Genomic DNA, 18522 nt, shown 5'->3' with positions numbered 1-18522 from the left:
AAAAGTCGCCTGGTCGGGCGACTTTTATTTTTAAAATCATTCATCGAAGAGACTGCCAATCGTTCCTTCATCTGGGAAATCCTCTTCTTTCACATCTTCATCAATAAAACTGATGTGTCCTTCAGTACTTTCCACTACATCAAAACCGGGATTCATTTCTTCCTTAGGTTCAGGGATCGTTATGTTAATGGATTTCACTTTGTGCTTGGTAAGTTGGTTGCCAATCGCTCTAATGCCTTTAACGGATATAAATTCATCCATATTAATAGTTTCCGGCTCGCGCTGCTTGTCTTTTTCTTTGGCAAATACCAGTTCGGCGGTGGCGCCGTTGGCATAAACAACCTGTTCAATAAATGATTTTGGATGATCTGATGGCATGAATGCCTGTACGTTGGTCGTGTTTTCAAGCAGGAAACGTTTGATAAAGTAAATCTGCTTTTCGCCATCATAATAAATGGTGGTCAATGGCTGTTCGGGATTCCACTTTTCAAGGATCAGATATTGATCATCAAAACGGTTCATCAGATCAAAACTTACGAGTTTAGCTTCCCCACTGGCTGTTACGGTAAGTATTTTATCATCTCCTTTAAAAGTGCCCAGCAGTCGGCCACGTGCATCCGCGTTCAAGCGCCGAACGGTCTCATCAAACCAGATTTTGCGCGGGGCAAGTGTAGAATGGCCTTCTTCCTTCAGGTCCACCCTCTTCACCGCATATTTGGTTACCAAATTCCCTTTGGAATCGCGGCCTTTGATACCGATTTCTGAGAAGTCGATTTCCATCTTATTCTTTCGGATTCTGGCGTTGGGCTTTAAAAGGACAGTCACGACTTCGGCCTCGCCATTGGGGTTGGCGGAGAAATATAGCATTTCCGACCCTTTTTTATCTGAAGCCAGTTTGTAGTCGGTATTTCTGGTAACGCCTGTAACCGAGAAACGTTTCATATAATACGGACCTTCTTTGCCTTCGCGGTAGATCATATTGTACACCGTGCGTTTGTCGTTCTTCTTCCATACGGCCACGTGCACAATATTTTTACCGATAAATGTTTTCGGCTCTACTTTCACCACTTTCATGGTACCGTCTTTCTGGAAGGTGATGATGTCATCAATATCCGAGCAGTCAAACAGGTACTGGTCTTTTTTTAATGAAGTCCCGATGAAGCCTTCCTCGAAATTGGCATAGAATTTTTCATTGGCCACCGCTACTTTGGTAGCATCAATGGTATCGAAGATGCGGAGCTCGGTACGCCGTTCGCGGCCTTTGCCATATTTCTTCTGGATACCGGTGAAGTAATCTATCGCATAGGCAATCAGGTTGGCTAAATGATGTTTCACCTGTTCTATCTTACCCTCAAGAGCCAGCAGGTTCTCCACCGCTTTATCCTGATCGTAGCGCGAAATCCGCATAAACGGCAATTCGGTGAGCTTCACGATATCATCTGTAGTGACGGCGCGTAGTAGATTTGCTGTAAAAGGTTCTAGACCACTACCAACCGCGCTGTAAACTTCCTCTTTTGAAGATTTACCCTTAATTTCCTGATAGATTTCGTTTTCTATGAAAATCTTTTCGAGGCTGGCGAAGTGCCATTTTTCCTGAAGCTCGTTCAGTTCGATTTCCAGTTCTTTTTTCAGTAACGATACGGTGTGCGTGGTGTTTCGTCTTAAGATTTCGGAAACCGATAAAAACTCGGGTTTATCCCCTACGATCACGCAGGCGTTGGGTGAAATGGGGATTTCACAATCGGTGAAAGCGTATAGGGCATCAATCGTTTTGTCGGGCGATACATCATTGTTCAGATGAATGTTGATTTCTACCTGATCCGATGTGTTATCCTCGATTTTTTTGATCTTTATTTTGCCTTTTTCGTTGGCTTTAATCACGGAGTCAATAAGATCCCCGGTATTTTTACCGAAAGGCAACTCTGTGATACAAAGTGTATTTTTGTCCTTCTGGATGATTCTGGCACGTGCGCGAAGTTTGCCGCCTCGTTCCCCATCGTTATAGTTGGAGACATCTAACAAACCACCGGTAAGAAAATCGGGATACAGCTCAAAACTTTTGCCTTTAAGATGCGCAATAGACGCGCTGATGAGCTCATTGAAATTATGCGGCATGATCTTCGTAGAAAGCCCCACCCCAATTCCTTCGACCCCTGAAGCCAGCAGCAGCGGGAACTTCACCGGCAGATCGATAGGTTCATTATTCCTGCCGTCATAGGATTTGGCCCATTCGGTGGTTTTGGGATTAAACACGACTTCGAGCGCAAATGGCGTCAGCCGTGCTTCAATGTAACGTGCGGCCGCAGCAGAATCGCCGGTGTAGATGTTACCCCAGTTCCCCTGTGTGTCGATCAGCAGTTCTTTCTGGCCAATCTGTACCATCGCGTCGGTGATGGATGCATCACCATGGGGATGGTACTTCATGGTGTTACCTACCAAATTAGCGACCTTGTTGTAGCGGCCATCCTCCAATTCGCGCATTGAATGTAAAATACGTCGCTGCACTGGTTTGAAACCGTCGTAAATAGACGGGATCGCACGATCCAGAATTACATAAGATGCATAATCTAAAAACCAGTCTTTATATAGTCCCGAAACTTTCTTCAGGGTTTCCTGTCCATGATTTTCCTGTTCTTCCATCAACTCTATGGCTCTTGCCTGTTTTCCTGATTGTTCTTAATCACCTCATCCAAACAGCTACATAATTCGCGCAGCTGTGTTGGTGTGAGGTAAGAAATTTCATATTTTAAAATTATCGGGCGGTTTCTTTTGCTCGATATGGTGATATACAGTCTTCTTAAAACCAGTAAATCTACGATTTCATAATGTTGCAGCTTGTATTTCGGAAATTCATCATTAATAAATTTGCCCCGAAACAGACTGCCTTTATTCGAAAGATTCAGTGTTTCGCCCTCACTGTCATACTCGAATATCTGCCTGCCCCGCAGACTAACAATCAACAGAAGTACGACTGGGACGATGATCATACCCATGAAAAGTGACGTGCCCAACAACCCATATGTATTAACACCAAGTAAAAATGCGCCACTACCCATCAGCAATATCAGCATGGGAACGATGATGATGGAATTATATAGTGGTGCCTTGTGCGAATTGCTGAATTTCATAGGTTACATTTCGGCGTCAGCCAGCACTTCTTTCTTATCAATATCAGGATCTTCCACTACCAGATTTTCGAGGATGAAATTTTGGCGGTCAGGGGTGTTCTTACCCATATAAAATTCCAGAATCTGGTCGATGGTTTGGTCTTTACCAATCACTACCGGCTCTAATCGAATGTCTTTACCGATAAAATGCTTAAACTCATCCGGCGAAATCTCTCCCAAACCTTTGAAGCGGGTGATTTCAGGGTTTTTCCCAAGTTCGTTCAATGCCTTGATTCTTTCCTGTTCAGAATAGCAGTAACGGGTTTCTTTTTTGTTCCGAACCCTGAAGAGCGGCGTCTGCAAAATGTAAAGATGCCCGTTTTTAATGAGATCCGGGAAAAACTGCAGGAAGAATGTGATCATCAGTAAGCGAATGTGCATCCCGTCCACATCGGCATCGGTGGCGATGATGACATGGTTGTAACGCAGATCTTCCAGTGAATCTTCAATGTTTAAAGCCGCCTGCAATAAGTTGAATTCTTCGTTTTCATATACCACCCTTTTCGTTAATCCGTAACAGTTCAGCGGTTTACCTTTCAATGAAAAAACGGCCTGCGTTTCCACGTCCCGCGATTTTGTGATAGAACCCGAAGCCGAATCACCTTCGGTAATGAAGATCATCGTTTCGGCTTTACGCGCGGCTTTCTGGTCGTTGTAATGGTGGCGGCAATCGCGCAGTTTTTTATTGTGAAGCGAAACTTTTTTGGCTCTTTCACGCGCCAGTTTCTGTATGCCGGAAAGTTCCTTTCTTTCGCGTTCGGAAATGATAATCTTGCGGTGGATGGCTTCGGCAATTTCCTGATTTTGGTGCAGGAAGTTGTCGAGCTTATTCTTGAGGAAATTTGTCACGAAAGTCCGCACCGTTTCCTTGCCCGGTTCCATTTCGTTTGAACCCAATTTTGTTTTGGTCTGCGATTCGAAAACCGGCTCGATAACTTTTACTGCCACAGCAGCAATGATCGACTTACGGATGTCGGCAGCTTCAAAATTTTTATTGAAATATTCGCGGATGGTTTTCACGTACGCTTCACGGAAAGCATTCAAATGCGTTCCGCCCTGCGTGGTATTCTGACCGTTGACAAAGGAAAAATAGGTCTCCGATTGTGATTTGTCGGAATGTGTGATAGCCACTTCGATGTCTTCGTCCTTCAGATGAACGACCGGATACAGAATCTCGCCTTCAATTTCCTCCTGTAATAAATCTTTCAAGCCATTTTCGGAAAAGTATGTTTCTCCATTGAAGATGATTTTAAGTCCCGGATTCAGGTAGCAGTAATTTTTGAGCATCTTCTCGATGTACTCTTTGCGGAACCTGAAATGTGTGAAGATGGTAGCATCGGGCACGAAGGTAATTTCCGTTCCGTTCCGGTCGCTGCTTTCAGCTTCGGGGAAATCATTGGTGATGAGCCCTTTTGAAAATTCCGCTATTTTTACTTTTCCTTCACGTACAGATTTTACGCGGAAAAATTCTGAAAGAGCGTTCACCGCTTTGGTTCCGACTCCGTTCAGACCGACAGATTTCTTAAAAGCTTTAGAATCATATTTTCCGCCGGTGTTCATTTTTGAAACGGCATCCACTACTTTCCCAAGTGGGATTCCACGGCCATAATCGCGGATTGTGGCTTTACCTTCGTCAATTTTTATTTCGATACGCTTGCCGGCTTTCATCACAAACTCGTCAATCGAGTTGTCAATGATTTCTTTAAGCAAAATATAGATGCCGTCGTCGGCAGAGGAGCCATCGCCCAGTTTACCGATGTACATGCCCGGCCTGATGCGGATATGCTCCTGCCAGTCGAGGGTACGGATGTTGTCTTCGGAATAGTTTACACTGTTATTTTCGATCATATTTAAGCTGCGAGCCTTTAAAAAAGCAGCAATTCACAAAAATAGTGAATCTAACGGTACAGTTAAAATTTTTTAGGAAGATTTTAGGTTCGGTTTTTATTCATCATATTTGTTTTCAGCGGTATGGCTGCAAGCAGCTGAAATTAAAAAAGTCCGTTTCACAGGTTGCGAAACGAACTTTGTATTGTATAACCAACAGTTGATTAGAAACCATCACCATCCAACATACGGCCGAGACCACCCAGCATACTGCCTTCCTCGCCTTTTTTGCTGTTGCCGAACTGTAGGATTCGTCCGGCGAGCCTGGAAATTGGCAGCGTTTGAATCCAAACTTTCCCCGGGCCGCGAAGCTGTGCAAAGAACAAGCCTTCACCTCCGAAAATGGTATTTTTGATGCCGCCTACGAACTGGATATCATAATCTACCTCCTTGGTAAATGCTACGATACAACCGGTGTCGATCTTCAGGATTTCGCCGGGTTGTAAGGTTTTTTCGATTACGTGTCCGCCGCTGTGCACGAAGGTCATGCCGTCGCCTTCGAGTTTCTGCATGATGAAACCTTCACCACCGAAAAGTCCGGTCCCGAGCTTGCGCTGCAACTCAACTCCCACTGAAACACCTTTGGCCGCACACAAAAATGAGTCTTTCTGACAAATCACTTTTCCGCCGAGTTCAGACAGATCGAGTGCGATGATTTTACCCGAATACGGCGCTGCAAACGACACCTGTCTTTTTCCGGAAGAAACGTTTGTAAATACAGTCATGAAGAGATTTTCGCCTGTAAGCATCCTTTTTCCGGCCGAGAAGATTTTGCCCATGAACCCTTTTTCGTTGCCATCACCGAACATGGTCTGCATCTGTATTCCATCGGTCATCATCATGAAACTGCCGGGTTCGGAGATTACACTTTCATTAGGATCAAGTTCTATTTCTACGCACTGCATTTCTTCGCCGTGAATTTTGTAGTCGATTTCGTGGTTGTTCATTTTTTTAATGTTAAATTCTACAGATTAGTAAAAGTAAACGTGATTACGTTACAGCGTTTTCCAGACGTTTTCCCAAAAAACTTTAAAGGTTAGGTTTAATTTTCCGCGGTTTCATTCCTGTGTTCTTCGAGATTTTTAAAACTTCTTTCCATTTCAAACATTCTATAAAGAATTCCAGGCAGAGAGAGTAAAACCGGCCCGAAAACCAAACCCATCACGCCGAAAATCTGTAACCCTAACAAGACCCCGAACACGGTAATCAAAGGGTGAATGTCGGCTGTTTTCTTTAGAAGTGTAAATCTGAGGACATTATCAATCCCACCCACAAGCACGAGACAGTAGGCCCCCAGCATCAGGCCGCCGCTCACATCACCACTGGCGATCTGATACACGCTAATCGGCAGATAGATAAGCATGGTACCTACGACAGGGACAATAGAGGCCGCGCCGGTAAGCAAACCCCAGAAAATGGCATTATCCACCCCGAAGATATAATATCCGATGATCGCTATAACGCCCTGGCTGAAACCGAGCACCGGGATGCCGTAGGCATTGGAGCGAATTAGAGCAGCATTTTCATGAATGAAATATTTTTTACTGTCGCGCGATAATGGCAGCAGTTCCTTGAATTTCTGCTCCATCGGGCGTGATTGCCGCAACATGAAATATAGGATAAACAAAGCCACAAAAATGTTGGCAAATGTTTGTCCAAGCCAGTTTAGCGTTGAAGGAATGTAAGAAATGACGCGGTTAACGATTTGCAGGATCTGTTCATTGGTTAAGTGGAAATCAAAACTTTTAAGGTATTTGTTGTTTTCGAGGAAGGTGCGTACGGCGGTGTATTTTTCTACAATAGCCTGTCGGTCGCTGACAAACTCGTTAATCTTCGGGATCAGGATTTCTAGAATGATCCACAGCGGTACGGCAAATGTGATAATGATCAAAAAGATAATGAGTGAGATCGCAAGGTTTTTCTTCCATTTCTTCACTTCCGTAAGTCGGTGGTAAAACTTGCGCGTGAGCACATACAGCGTAACTGCGGCTAAAAACCCTGAGAGGAAATATTTCAGTTCCACCAAAATGATGAGAATGGTGATCAGCGATAGAAAAAGCAGTGCTTTCTGTATATTGATTTTTTCAAAGAGTTTCTGCATGACAGCCGGTTAAAAGGTTTTAGCAAAAATACACATTTAAGTGTACCCATTAGGTACCCACTATATACTCTTAATCTACTCTTTATCTACCCTTTAGGTAGTAAGTATCCTGATACATTGACCAGCGGAAATATGATGGATCTAAATTATTTAAAAAACATGTCCCAGTTCTGTTTGTAATATTCATCCCAACTTTTTACCTCCCACGCACAAAAATTATTTTGTATAATTCAAGTGCTGCGAGGGGTAAAATGCCAAGGACAATGGCCATTATCCAGCCTTTTTGATCGAGCATGTGGAGTTTAAAGGCATCACGGAGTACAGGCACCCACAACACCAGTAACTGAAGGGTTACGCCAAGCAAGATAGCGCCGATGAGGTATCTGTTCCCGAAAATCCTCATCTTATACAGTGGCTTTTTCATGTTACGAAGCCCCAATGAATAAAATAACTGCGCACATACCAACACCATAAATGCGAGTGTTTGCGCGTTTTTCACTACTTCCTCCGGAATGTTTTCATCAAACGGGCTGTATCCAAGTTCGGCATAGCCATACCAATATGCAAAAAGCGTAATCAGCCCGATAAACATTCCACCGAGGACCGCATGGAGACCTGCACCATGCGAAAAAAAACTTTCGTCCGCAGCGCGTGGTTTTTCTTTCATCACATCAGGATCGCCGGGGTCCATACCCAACGCGATGGCCGGCAGCGAATCGGTAATCAAGTTAATCCAAAGCAATTGTGTAGCAATCAACGGTGAAGCCCAACCTAACAGCAGTGCCAAAAACATCACAATCACCTCACCCAGATTGCACGTTAACAAAAATATCACAGACTTTCGGATATTACTGTAAATATTGCGTCCCTGCTCAATCGCCTTTACGATGGTTGAAAAATTATCATCGGTAAGGATCATATCGGCTGCTCCCTTGGCCACGTCGGTGCCGGTAATCCCCATAGCGACACCAATATCTGCTGCATTCAGGGAGGGTGCGTCGTTCACGCCATCACCGGTCATCGAAACTACATGCCCACCGGCTTTCAGCGCCCGAACAATTTTCACTTTATGTTCAGGGGACACGCGGGCATAGACGGTGTAATCATTCACTTTGTTTTTCAGCCCTTCATCGCTTAACTGGTCGAGTTCCGGCCCAGTGATGGTTTCGCCGCTGTGTTGCGCAATCCCAAGTTCCTGTGCAATAGCCAAGGCAGTATCTCGGTGGTCACCGGTAATCATCACTGTTTTAATGCCGGCTTCCTTAGCCTGCTGCACCGATGGTTTCACTTCATCCCTAGCAGGGTCCATCATCCCGGTGAGGCCTACAAAAACCAAATCCTCTTCCATTTCTTCGGGTTTTAGATCCTTGGTAGCCGGTTTGTATGCCAATGCAAGCGTACGTAACGCCTGGCCTGACATTTCGCGCGCCGTACGGGTGATCTGATCCAGATCGTTTTGTGTAATCGGGCGGTTTCGGCCTTCATCGTATATATGCGTGACAATTTTTTTCAGGCTGCCAAGTGCGCCTTTGGTATATACGCTGTAATGCCCCTCTTTATCTTCTATGAGTACCGACATCATCTTGCGGTCACTGTCGAAGGCTTTTTCATTCAACCTGCGTGTATCGTTTGCAAGTTCGGTACGGTTAATGCCAATATTGTCTCCTAAAGCCAACAGGGCGACTTCTGTGGGATCACCGGTAGCCTCGCCTTGGTGCAGCGTTGCATCTGAACAAAGGATCATGCCTTTGGCTAAAAGCTCTGCTTCGGGTGAGACTTTTCCGTCCGTATGATCTTCGACATTTAATAATCCATCTGTGGTATAGATCTGTGTGACCGTCATTTTATTCATCGTTAGCGTACCGGTTTTATCAGAACAGATGACATTAACTGAACCCAGCGTTTCTACCGCAGGGAGTTGACGGATGATGGCATTCTTTTTCGACATGGCCGTAACACCCACAGACAGTACTACAGCGACAATGGCCGCGAGCCCTTCAGGTATTGAAGCGACCGCTAATGAAACCGCCGTAAGGAACATTTCTGCCAGATCCCTACCCTGAAACCATGATAGTACGAATATGAACGCACATACGCCCACAGCCATTTTGCCGAGTGTTTTACCAAGAGCGTTCAGCTTCTGTTCGAGCGGCGTTTTTGATGTTTCTTCATGATTGATAAGATGGGCGATTCTTCCGACCTCGGTTTGCATGCCTGTGGCGACTACGGCACCTATACCACGGCCGTAGGTAACTACCGAGGACATGAAAGCCATATTTCTACGGTCTCCCAAGGGGGTGGCACCATCGTGATATACCGCATCTGCTTCTTTTTCGCCTGGCACGGACTCTCCGGTGAGCGCTGATTCCTCTGTCTGTAGATTTGCGGCTTCGAGCAGCCGAAGGTCCGCCGGCACTATCCTACCAGCTTCAAGGATCACAATATCACCGGGCACAAGCTCGGTACTGTCGGTTTCAGTAGTGTGGCCATTCCTCCGCACCAGTGCTTTTGGTGAAGACATCTTCATCAGTGCCTCAATCGCTTTACCCGCCTTTACTTCCTGATAGACACCGATGCCTGCATTAATGAGAATAACCGTAATGATGATGACCGAATCTATGTATTCGCCCATCAAAAAAGTGATGATCACAGCAGCGAACAAAACGTATATGAGCCAGTCATTCAACTGGGAGATAAAGATCTGAAACACTGATTTTCTCTTCTTAGCCGCAAGCCGGTTTTTACCATAAAGGGATTTGCGCTTCTGTACTTCCTCATCGGTCAGACCGGTGGAAGGATTTACCTGAAGTTCTTTCAAGGTGTCATCAACAGATTTTGTAAACCACATCTTTATTGTCTTTATAAGTTTGAAATTAGCTTAAATATAGGAATAATTTGGCTAAGAAACATCATTTGCCTACATGAAAACAAAAAACCCCATTCTCTTCGGAATGAGGTCTATATAATATTTCTTTTAGACTAAAATTTTTCAACCCATTGCTGGAATGCATCTACAAAACTTTGCAGGAACGTCTGTGTATCTTCCACAAGTGTATTACCATCATGTTTAAAAAGTTGCGAAGCGTTGCCAATGTAGGCTTCGGGCTGCTGCATCAGGGGCACATCCACAAACACAAACGCCTGGCGGATATGATGATTGGCGGCCAAACCACCTAAAGCACTGACAGAGGATGTCACCACGGCACCGGGTTTCCCTGGCCAGGCCGAACTGCCGTATGGACGTGAGCCAACGTCAATCGCGTTTTTCAGGGCACCCGGAATCGTTCGGTTATACTCCGGTGATACAACGAGAATACCGTCTGCGGATTTTATCTCGTCCCGGAAATCTATCCATTCCTGTGGTGGATTGTGGTCCAAGTCTTCATTGTAAAGCGGCAGGTGACCGATCTCAACGATCTCCATATCTAGTTTACCGTCCGCCAGCCGAATCATTTCGTTGGCGATTCTTCTGTTGTAGGATTCTTTGCGTAGCGATCCTACCAGCACTGCTATTTTCTTTGCCATACTATTTTGTTTTGAAGTTTGCATTAGGGATTACCATACATATTTGATTCGCCACCATCTATCGCGATCACCTGACCAGAAATATAGCCGTTTTCGTCGCTGAGGAGGAAGGCTACCAAATTTCCGATATCTTCTGCTTTGCCGAGTTTGCGGGTTGGGTTCCGTGCAGCATATTCATCCAGTGCCGCCTGTGGATCATCCTGATTTACCTGCCGGAAGGCTTCCTCGACCATCGGTGTAAGGATAGCGCCGGGTGCGATGGCGTTCGTTAAGATATTGTCGCGGCCGTACTCCACCGCGGCATTTTTGGTCATACCGGCTACGGCGTGCTTGGTCGCAACGTAAGGCGTTTGGTTTAGCACCCCACGAATCCCGCCTACCGAGGCTATGTTCACAATCTTACCGCCACCGTTCTTCTGCATTTCAGGGATGACGTATTTCATACCGAAATAAACACCGAGCAGGTTAATATCGATGACTTTTTTAAATATATCCAAATCGTACTCAACCATTGGGGCCTACTTACCTTCGATGCCGGCATTGTTGTAGAGTCCGTCAATCTTACCGAACTTTTCCACCGTTTTCTGCACATAGTTTTTCACCGCATCTTCATTCGAGACATCGGCGGTTACCGCAAGAAATTGTGAGTTGGGATATTCCGTCTCAAGTTCAGCCTTCGCTTTACTGAGAGCTTCCTCATTATAATCTACGAGTGCGATATGCGCACCTTTCGACGCTAAGACCTTGCTTGCCGCCAGTCCCAGTCCCATTGCGCGCCCGTAACGATAATTACTTTACCATCTAAATTTGACATAATACTTTGTTTTTCGATTAAATTAAAAATTACACCAAATAAATGCCCATTCCATTGAGGTATGTTAATTTAACAAAAGATTAATAAAAAAATCCGCCTTTCAGTAAAGCGGATTTTATTTGACAGATATTGAATAATTTTACACATTAAACCTGAAGTGCATCACATCGCCGTCCTTCACGATATACTCTTTACCTTCTACGCGCATCTTTCCGGCTTCTTTTACTTTGGCTTCGGAACCGTAATTCACGAAATCTTCGTAACCGATTACTTCGGCACGGATAAAGCCTTTCTCGAAATCGGTGTGGATGACGCCGGCAGCCTGTGGCGCTGTCCAGCCCTGCCCGATGGTCCACGCACGAACTTCTTTCACGCCAGCCGTGAAATAGGTTTGAAGTTTCAGCAAGTCATAAGCTTTTCTGATGAGTCGGTTGACACCCGGCTCTTCAAGACCGAGTTCTTCAAGGAACATCTGTCTTTCCTCGAAAGTTTCAAGCTCGTTGATGTCCGCTTCGATTTGCGCGGCAAGTACCACCACTTCGGCGTTCTCTTTTTTCGCCATCTCCTCGATCTTAGCGATCCACTCGTTGCCGTTTTTTATTGAGTTTTCATCCACATTACAAACGTAAAGCACGGGCTTGTTTGTCAAAAGCTGAATATCGGCAATGATTTCTGTGCTGAAATCATCCATTGGAAACTCGCGCACATTTCGCCCGTCTTCCACGAATTTAAGCAGATTCTGAAGCGTTTCGTAAGTCAGCACATCTTCTTTCTTGCCCGATTTAATGAATTTTTTTGCTTTTTCAACAGCTTTTGCAATGGTTTCGATGTCTTTAAGTTGAAGTTCGATATCGATGATTTCTTTATCGCGCAGCGGATCAACGGAACCTTCCACGTGTACGATATTGCCATTTTCAAAACATCTTAAAACATGGATGATCGCTTCACACTCGCGGATATTTGCAAGAAACTGGTTACCCAGACCTTCGCCTTTGCTCGCGCCTTTAACTAAACCGGCGATATCAACAATTTCCACCACAGCGGGCAAAACTCTTTCAGGATTCACGAGTTTTTCGAGTTCGAAGAGACGCTGATCCGGAACTGAAACTGTACCCAAATTGGGCTCAATGGTACAGAAAGGATAGTTGGCCGACTGTGCTTTGGCGTTGCTGAGGCAGTTAAATAAGGTTGATTTACCTACGTTCGGCAAACCTACGATTCCACATTTCATATATTTTGCATTTGGCAATTCGCTTTGGGCGGCTTGCAGTTATGTTTTTAAAAGTGTGCAAAGATAATGATTTTAAGCAAAAATGATAAGCGAACTTTAAGGCATTGATAAGATATTTAATTTATTTTTTTAATATTAATTAACAGGATGTTATCTTAAATTCAACTTTATACCTATAAAAATAGTTGTAAGTATGAAATTAAATCCTACATTTGTATCACTAAACATTTAGTGATAATGAAAATACAACAGCTTACGAAAGCAGAAGAACAGGTGATGCAGTATCTGTGGGATCTTGAGAAGGCTTTCCTTAAAGATTTGCTTGAAAAGTTTCCCGAGCCGAAACCGCACACCAACACGATCTCGACAATCCTCAAAGTTTTAAAGGAAAAGAATTTCGTCGATTATAAGGTTTTTGGCCGCCAGCACGAATATTTTCCGTTGGTAGCGCGTGAGCAGTACAGCGGAAAATCAATGAAAAGCCTGGTGAAAAACTATTTCGAAGGCTCTTACCGCAACGCGGTTTCATTCCTGGTTGAAAAAGAAGAACTCAGCGTCGAAGATCTCGAGATGCTGCTTGAAGAACTCAAAAACAAAAAATAATGGAAGCGCTGCTCTATTTCGGAAAAGTAATTCTCGCCTCAGGTGTAATGTTTTTGTACTATCAATTGTTCTTAAAGGACAGGACTTTCCACCACTACAACCGGTTCTATCTGCTCGGGATTCTGGTACTGAGTGTGCTGTTGCCGCTGATGAAAGTATCTTATTTTACCATTGAAGTAAACAGCGGTATTTATCTGTTATTAAACGCTTTAAGCAAGACTAATTCAAACACCGATTTAAGTCATGATTTCTTTAATTCTGAATTTTTTATTTACAGTGCTGGACTGGTTTCTGTGTTCTTTCTGCTAAGATTTGCATATAGTATCTGGCGGATCGCTGAGCTTAAGAAACAATATCCAAAGAAGACTTTTGAAAGCATCAGCTTTTACCAGACCGACTTGGAAGAAGCGCCGTTTTCATTTTTCCGGAATCTATTCTGGAAAGATTCTATCCTTATACAGTCGGACCTTGGTCGGCAAATCCTGAAGCACGAGATCGTGCATATGGAGCAGAAACACTCCTTTGACCGGGTTTTGGCTGAAGTCATCACTGCCCTTTTCTGGTTCAACCCTTTCTTTTACCTGATTCGAAAAGAAATCTCATTAATCCACGAATACCTCGCGGACCATAAAACCATTCAGCATTCGGACACGGCAGCATTTGCGCGGATGCTGCTGGGCAGCGCGTTTTCCGGAAAACCGCTTCCCGCCACGAGTCCGCTGCTGAGTTCTAACCTCAAAAAACGATTAAAAATGTTACAGAAACCTAAAACCAAGTTCAGCTATGTGCGCAGGATCGCGGCTTTGCCACTTGTTTTCGTACTTACCTTTATGTATATGGTAAATGCGGAGAATAAACAAATCAATCTCACCAATCAACAGCTCGAAGGATATGCACAAGTTGTGAATGACACCATTATCGCTCCTCCACCAGTACCAGAATTTCCTGTGGTGCCGAATCTACGGGCAGAGCATAAAGTTTTGAAGGCAAAAAGTAAAGAAGCCCGTAAAATCAGCCAGCAAATACAGAAAACAAATGCTGTACTTGCCAGACTGAAGTCTAAAAATAAGGTAGAAAGTACGGCATTCAAAAGGTTTGAGAAGAAAATGAATCGGCTGGGTGAAGAAATGAACCGGGTCTATCAAAATGAGGAATTTAAAAATGCATTCAAAGTTTATAGTGCACAAGTTTTTAACGCTGAAAATATTGTCGGAATCTCCAGTCCATACTATCAGTCTGAAGAATTTAAACGTAAAATTAAAGAAGCACAGGAAAAAGCCCACAGAACAGACATTATGGTAAATTCCGCCGAATTCAGGAACCGCCTCCGTGAGGCTGAGAAAAGAGCCAAAGACGCAGCAGACCAAATCAACTCGCCCGCTTTTCAATTAAAGATCAGGGAAACTGAACTCCGTGCGAAGGAAATGGAACAGAAGGTGAACGCGCCGGAATTTCAGTCGAAACTCAAAAACGCAGCACAGGAAGCTAAGGAAGCTGCCCGCCGGGCGACGGAAGCCAACCTGCTGCGCGGTAAAGCCGAAGAGGATGTGATTTACTATCTGGACGGAAAAACGATATCGAAGGCAGAGATGGACAAAATAGAGCCTAAAAACATTGAATCGATGCACGTCTATAAAAAAGATGGCAGAGGCGAAATCCACATTACAAGCAAAAAATAACCATTACAATAGCGATTGCCCAAGAGCCGGAGAATATCTTCGGCTTTTATTCTTTCAATATTAAGTGATAATTCTCATAACCTTCCAGATATTTATTTTACGTAACTTTAATGTATTAAAAATCTTAAAAATTTAAAAGTCATGGAAAACCACCACCTCACCCAAGAATTTCCGGAGTTCGAAAGCAAAATCAATGCTTTGAAGCTGAATGACAATAACTTTAAGAAGATGTACGTGAATTATGAAGAGGTAAACGCACTCATTCAGCACTACGAAGAAGGCGAAGTAAATCATACCACCGACGAACACCTTACGGACCTGCGCAAAAAACGCGTACACCTGAAGGACGACCTTTACAGTTACCTACGGCATAATTAACTTTTTTTATTGATTAATACTTTTTTTGGAGCGGCGAATGCCGCTTTTTGTTTGCCATTTATACTTTCCTCAATTTTATGTATTTATTTCTGATAAAGCGTTAGCATTAACGCATTTATTCCGCAAAAAAGTTTACTTTTGCACCGTCAAAAAACGATTATGCAAAACATTAGAAATATCGCAATCATTGCGCACGTTGACCACGGCAAGACCACACTGGTTGACAAAATCATCCACGCGACCAATATCTTCCGCGAAAACCAGGAATCAGGTGAACTGATTATGGATAACAACGACCTTGAACGTGAACGTGGTATCACCATTCTTTCAAAGAACATTTCCGTTACTTATAAAGATACGAAGATCAACGTTATTGATACGCCCGGTCACGCCGATTTCGGTGGTGAGGTAGAGCGTGTACTTAAAATGGCTGATGGCGTGGTACTGCTGGTTGACGCCTTCGAAGGGCCGATGCCACAAACCCGCTTCGTACTTCAGAAAGCCCTTGAGCTTGGCCTGAAGCCGATGGTAGTCATCAACAAAGTAGATAAACCAAACTGCCGTCCCGACGAGGTGCATGATCAGGTTTTCGACCTGTTCTTCAACTTGGACGCGACTGAAGAGCAGCTGGACTTCCCTACCTTCTACGGTTCCTCCAAACAGGGCTGGTTCAACACCTCTCTGGAGCCTACAGACAGCATTCTACCATTGCTTGACGGTATCCTGAAATATGTACCGGAACCTAAAGTGGAAGAAGGCAACCTGCAGATGCAAATCGTTTCGCTTGACTATTCCTCTTTCCTTGGCCGTATCGCGATCGGAAAGGTGATCCGTGGTAGCCTTAAAGAGAGCCAGTGGATCGGTCTGGCGCAGGATGGCGACAAGATCACCAAAGGTAAAGTGAAAGAACTGTATGTATTTGAAGGCCTTGGTAAGAAGAAAGTATCTGAAGTGCAAGCGGGCGACATCTGTGCCGTGGTAGGTTTCGATGCCTTCCAGATCGGTGATTCATTCGTGGATATGGAAAATCCTGAACCATTGCCAAGAACCTCCATTGATGAGCCTACGCTGAACATGACGTTCTCTATCAACAATTCGCCATTCTTCGGGAAAGATGGTAAATATGTGACCAGCAACCACCTTAAGGAAAGGCTTGAAAAAGAATTAGAGAAAAACCTTGCACTGCGTGTAGAACAGACCGGAGATGCCAACACCTTCCTTGTATTCGGTCGTGGCATCCTGCACCTTTCGGTGTTGATTGAAACGATGCGCCGTGAAGGGTATGAAATGACGATCGGCCAGCCGCAGGTGATCCTAAGAGAAATCGACGGTGAAAGCTGCGAGCCTTACGAATCGCTTGTAGTTGACGTGCCGGAAGAGTTCGCCTCACGTGTGATTGACCTGGCTACACAAAGAAAAGGCGACCTTCACATCATGGAAACCAAAGGAGAGATGCAACACATGGAATTTGAGATCCCTTCCAGAGGTCTGATCGGACTGCGTTCCCAAATGCTTACCGCTACTGCCGGTGAAGCCATCATGGCGCACCGTTTTACAGAATACAAACCGTTCAAAGGTGCTATCCCGGGACGTAACAATGGTGTACTCATCAGCAAGACGCAGGGACCTGCCACCGAATATTCTATCAACAAACTTCAAGACCGCGGCAAGTTCTTCGTGGATCCGGGTGAAGAAGTGTACGCAGGGATGATTGTGGGCGAACAGAACAAGCCTGGCGACCTGGTGGTGAACATCGTGGAAGCCAAGCAGCTCAACAACATGCGTGCGGCAGGTAAGGATAAAGATACCGGTGTAGCGCCGAAGATCCTGTTCTCGCTCGAAGAATGCATGGAATACATCCAAGCCGATGAAGCAATTGAAGTAACGCCAAACTTCATCAGAATGCGTAAGAAAGTCCTTTCAGAGGAAGAGAGAAAACGTATTGAAAGAGTGGCTAAAGGATAAGTTACTGAGAGCTGCTGGCCTTTAGTTGGGACACTTAAGTGCTATCATATACAAAATCCGTTCAGGTTGACTGAACGGATTTTTTTGCTTCTGGCTTTAGCTTCGCCTGCGCTTAGAAAGCGTGGCAGAAACCACAGACCGGTTAGATTAATGGAAAGCCACCCAGCGGTAATTGAGAGAGGAATGATAAATACTGATTTAACTACGGCTGTATATTTTGATGCCTAAGTAATCTAATTATATTACTCTCCCATGAACAGGTACATTAATTAACGAAATCTCACAACGGAAAAGAAGAATTCAATGCATACGGTTAACCTTCATTCTATATACCCTCAGTAATTTTCAAAATTACATCAATCAGACTTTCCTCGAGTCATACAGTTTTCTTCGGTGGCTGATGTCGCTTTTAACCACAAAGGGATTTTTAATGGAGACTACGTGTGCAGAGGGCACATAGAATAGTTGCGACTGTTTGCTCCTGGCTTAGTGTTGCATCAGATTGCTCCGAACTACTCAGGCCGCCGTGCAGCTGTAGGGCTTCATGGTATGGGTACGGATTTTGAGGGTTATTGAGAAAAAAAATTAAAGAAAGGCCTTCCGTAATAATCAGAATTAAAACCAAATATGACGCAGCGTTTACCACAAAATTATTTTAGAAATAACAATTCAGTTTATCTCGCGCAGGACCTTCTCGGCAAAACGCTGGTACGCCGCTTCGAAGACGGACGTGAAATACGGTCGAAAATCACGGAAACCGAAGCCTATTTCGGAGCCGATGATCTGGCGAGCCACGCGAGCAAAGGCAAAACTGCACGCACAGAATTGATGTTCGGCGAGGGCGGCAGCATTTATGTATATCTGATCTACGGCAAATACTGGCTGCTGAATTTCGTCACGGGCGTGGCAGGCGTACCGGAAGCTGTACTGATCCGCGGCATCGAGCAGGTCACCGGACCCGGCCGGATAGGAACCCTCCTTGAACTGGACCGCAGTTTTTACGGCGAAGACCTGGCAACATCTGACCGCTTGTGGGTTGAAAACTCGGATTTAGACGGCGTGGTGACCACAGGTCCGCGCGTGGGAGTAGATTATGCAGGTGAAATCTGGAAAAATATGCCGTGGCGGTTCATGCTTAAGCCAGCGAGGTAGGGACAAATAAATCTGCATTG

The 18522-nt window shown here is 44.6% G+C and carries 13 protein-coding genes and 1 pseudogene; 5 read left to right on the top strand and 9 right to left on the bottom strand.

Annotation, left to right across the window (positions count from 1 at the left end):
* Nucleotides 1-36: 36 nt before the first annotated feature.
* From CO230_RS05930 to ychF, 9 genes and pseudogenes are all read right to left on the bottom strand, one after another.
* Nucleotides 37-2640, bottom strand: coding sequence for a DNA gyrase/topoisomerase IV subunit A (locus CO230_RS05930; protein WP_122027752.1), 2604 nt, complete (start codon nucleotides 2638-2640; stop codon nucleotides 37-39).
* Nucleotides 2641-2645: 5 nt separating this feature from the next.
* Nucleotides 2646-3128, bottom strand: a complete 483-nt coding sequence (locus CO230_RS05925; protein ID WP_162989990.1) for a hypothetical protein — start codon at nucleotides 3126-3128, stop codon at nucleotides 2646-2648.
* 3 nt (nucleotides 3129-3131) lie between these two features.
* Nucleotides 3132-5015, bottom strand: a complete 1884-nt coding sequence (locus CO230_RS05920; protein ID WP_122027750.1) for a DNA topoisomerase IV subunit B — start codon at nucleotides 5013-5015, stop codon at nucleotides 3132-3134.
* Nucleotides 5016-5218: 203 nt separating this feature from the next.
* Nucleotides 5219-6001, bottom strand: a complete 783-nt coding sequence (locus tag CO230_RS05915) for a TIGR00266 family protein (protein ID WP_122027749.1) — start codon at nucleotides 5999-6001, stop codon at nucleotides 5219-5221.
* 95 nt (nucleotides 6002-6096) lie between these two features.
* Nucleotides 6097-7155: an AI-2E family transporter gene (locus CO230_RS05910; RefSeq protein ID WP_122027748.1), complete on the bottom strand. Its 1059-nt coding sequence runs from the start codon at nucleotides 7153-7155 to the stop codon at nucleotides 6097-6099.
* A 196-nt stretch (nucleotides 7156-7351) separates the two neighbouring features.
* The gene (locus tag CO230_RS05905; protein WP_122027747.1) at nucleotides 7352-10003 is read right to left on the bottom strand and encodes a cation-translocating P-type ATPase; all 2652 of its coding nucleotides are present in this window, start codon (nucleotides 10001-10003) and stop codon (nucleotides 7352-7354) included.
* Nucleotides 10004-10134: 131 nt separating this feature from the next.
* The gene (locus CO230_RS05900) at nucleotides 10135-10680 is read right to left on the bottom strand and encodes an NADPH-dependent FMN reductase (protein WP_122027746.1); all 546 of its coding nucleotides are present in this window, start codon (nucleotides 10678-10680) and stop codon (nucleotides 10135-10137) included.
* Nucleotides 10681-10703: 23 nt separating this feature from the next.
* Nucleotides 10704-11450, bottom strand: a pseudogene (locus tag CO230_RS05895) (SDR family oxidoreductase).
* 183 nt (nucleotides 11451-11633) lie between these two features.
* Complete coding sequence (gene ychF, locus CO230_RS05890) at nucleotides 11634-12725, bottom strand: redox-regulated ATPase YchF (protein ID WP_122028908.1); 1092 nt, start codon at nucleotides 12723-12725, stop codon at nucleotides 11634-11636.
* 237 nt (nucleotides 12726-12962) lie between these two features.
* Between ychF and CO230_RS05885 the strand changes: the two genes are divergently transcribed.
* The 5 genes from CO230_RS05885 to CO230_RS05865 all read left to right on the top strand — a co-directional run bounded on the left by CO230_RS05885 (nucleotide 12963) and on the right by CO230_RS05865 (nucleotide 18502).
* Nucleotides 12963-13328, top strand: coding sequence for a BlaI/MecI/CopY family transcriptional regulator (locus tag CO230_RS05885; RefSeq protein WP_122027745.1), 366 nt, complete (start codon nucleotides 12963-12965; stop codon nucleotides 13326-13328).
* Nucleotides 13328-15007, top strand: coding sequence for a M56 family metallopeptidase (locus CO230_RS05880; protein WP_122027744.1), 1680 nt, complete (start codon nucleotides 13328-13330; stop codon nucleotides 15005-15007). Before CO230_RS05885 ends, CO230_RS05880 begins: the two co-directional genes overlap by 1 nt.
* Nucleotides 15008-15148: 141 nt before the next feature.
* Nucleotides 15149-15385 (top strand): YdcH family protein, encoded by a 237-nt coding sequence (locus tag CO230_RS05875; RefSeq protein ID WP_122027743.1) that lies wholly within the window; start codon nucleotides 15149-15151, stop codon nucleotides 15383-15385.
* Nucleotides 15386-15544: 159 nt separating this feature from the next.
* Nucleotides 15545-17350 (top strand): translational GTPase TypA, encoded by a 1806-nt coding sequence (gene typA, locus CO230_RS05870; protein WP_122027742.1) that lies wholly within the window; start codon nucleotides 15545-15547, stop codon nucleotides 17348-17350.
* Between the two features lie 627 nt (nucleotides 17351-17977).
* A complete protein-coding gene (locus tag CO230_RS05865) occupies nucleotides 17978-18502 on the top strand; it encodes a DNA-3-methyladenine glycosylase (RefSeq protein ID WP_122027741.1) in 525 nt (174 codons plus the stop codon).
* Nucleotides 18503-18522: the final 20 nt, after the last annotated feature.

Source organism: Chryseobacterium sp. 6424 (assembly GCF_003692615.1).
GTDB lineage: Bacteria > Bacteroidota > Bacteroidia > Flavobacteriales > Weeksellaceae > Kaistella.
This window is presented reverse-complemented; position numbering and strand designations above follow the sequence as displayed.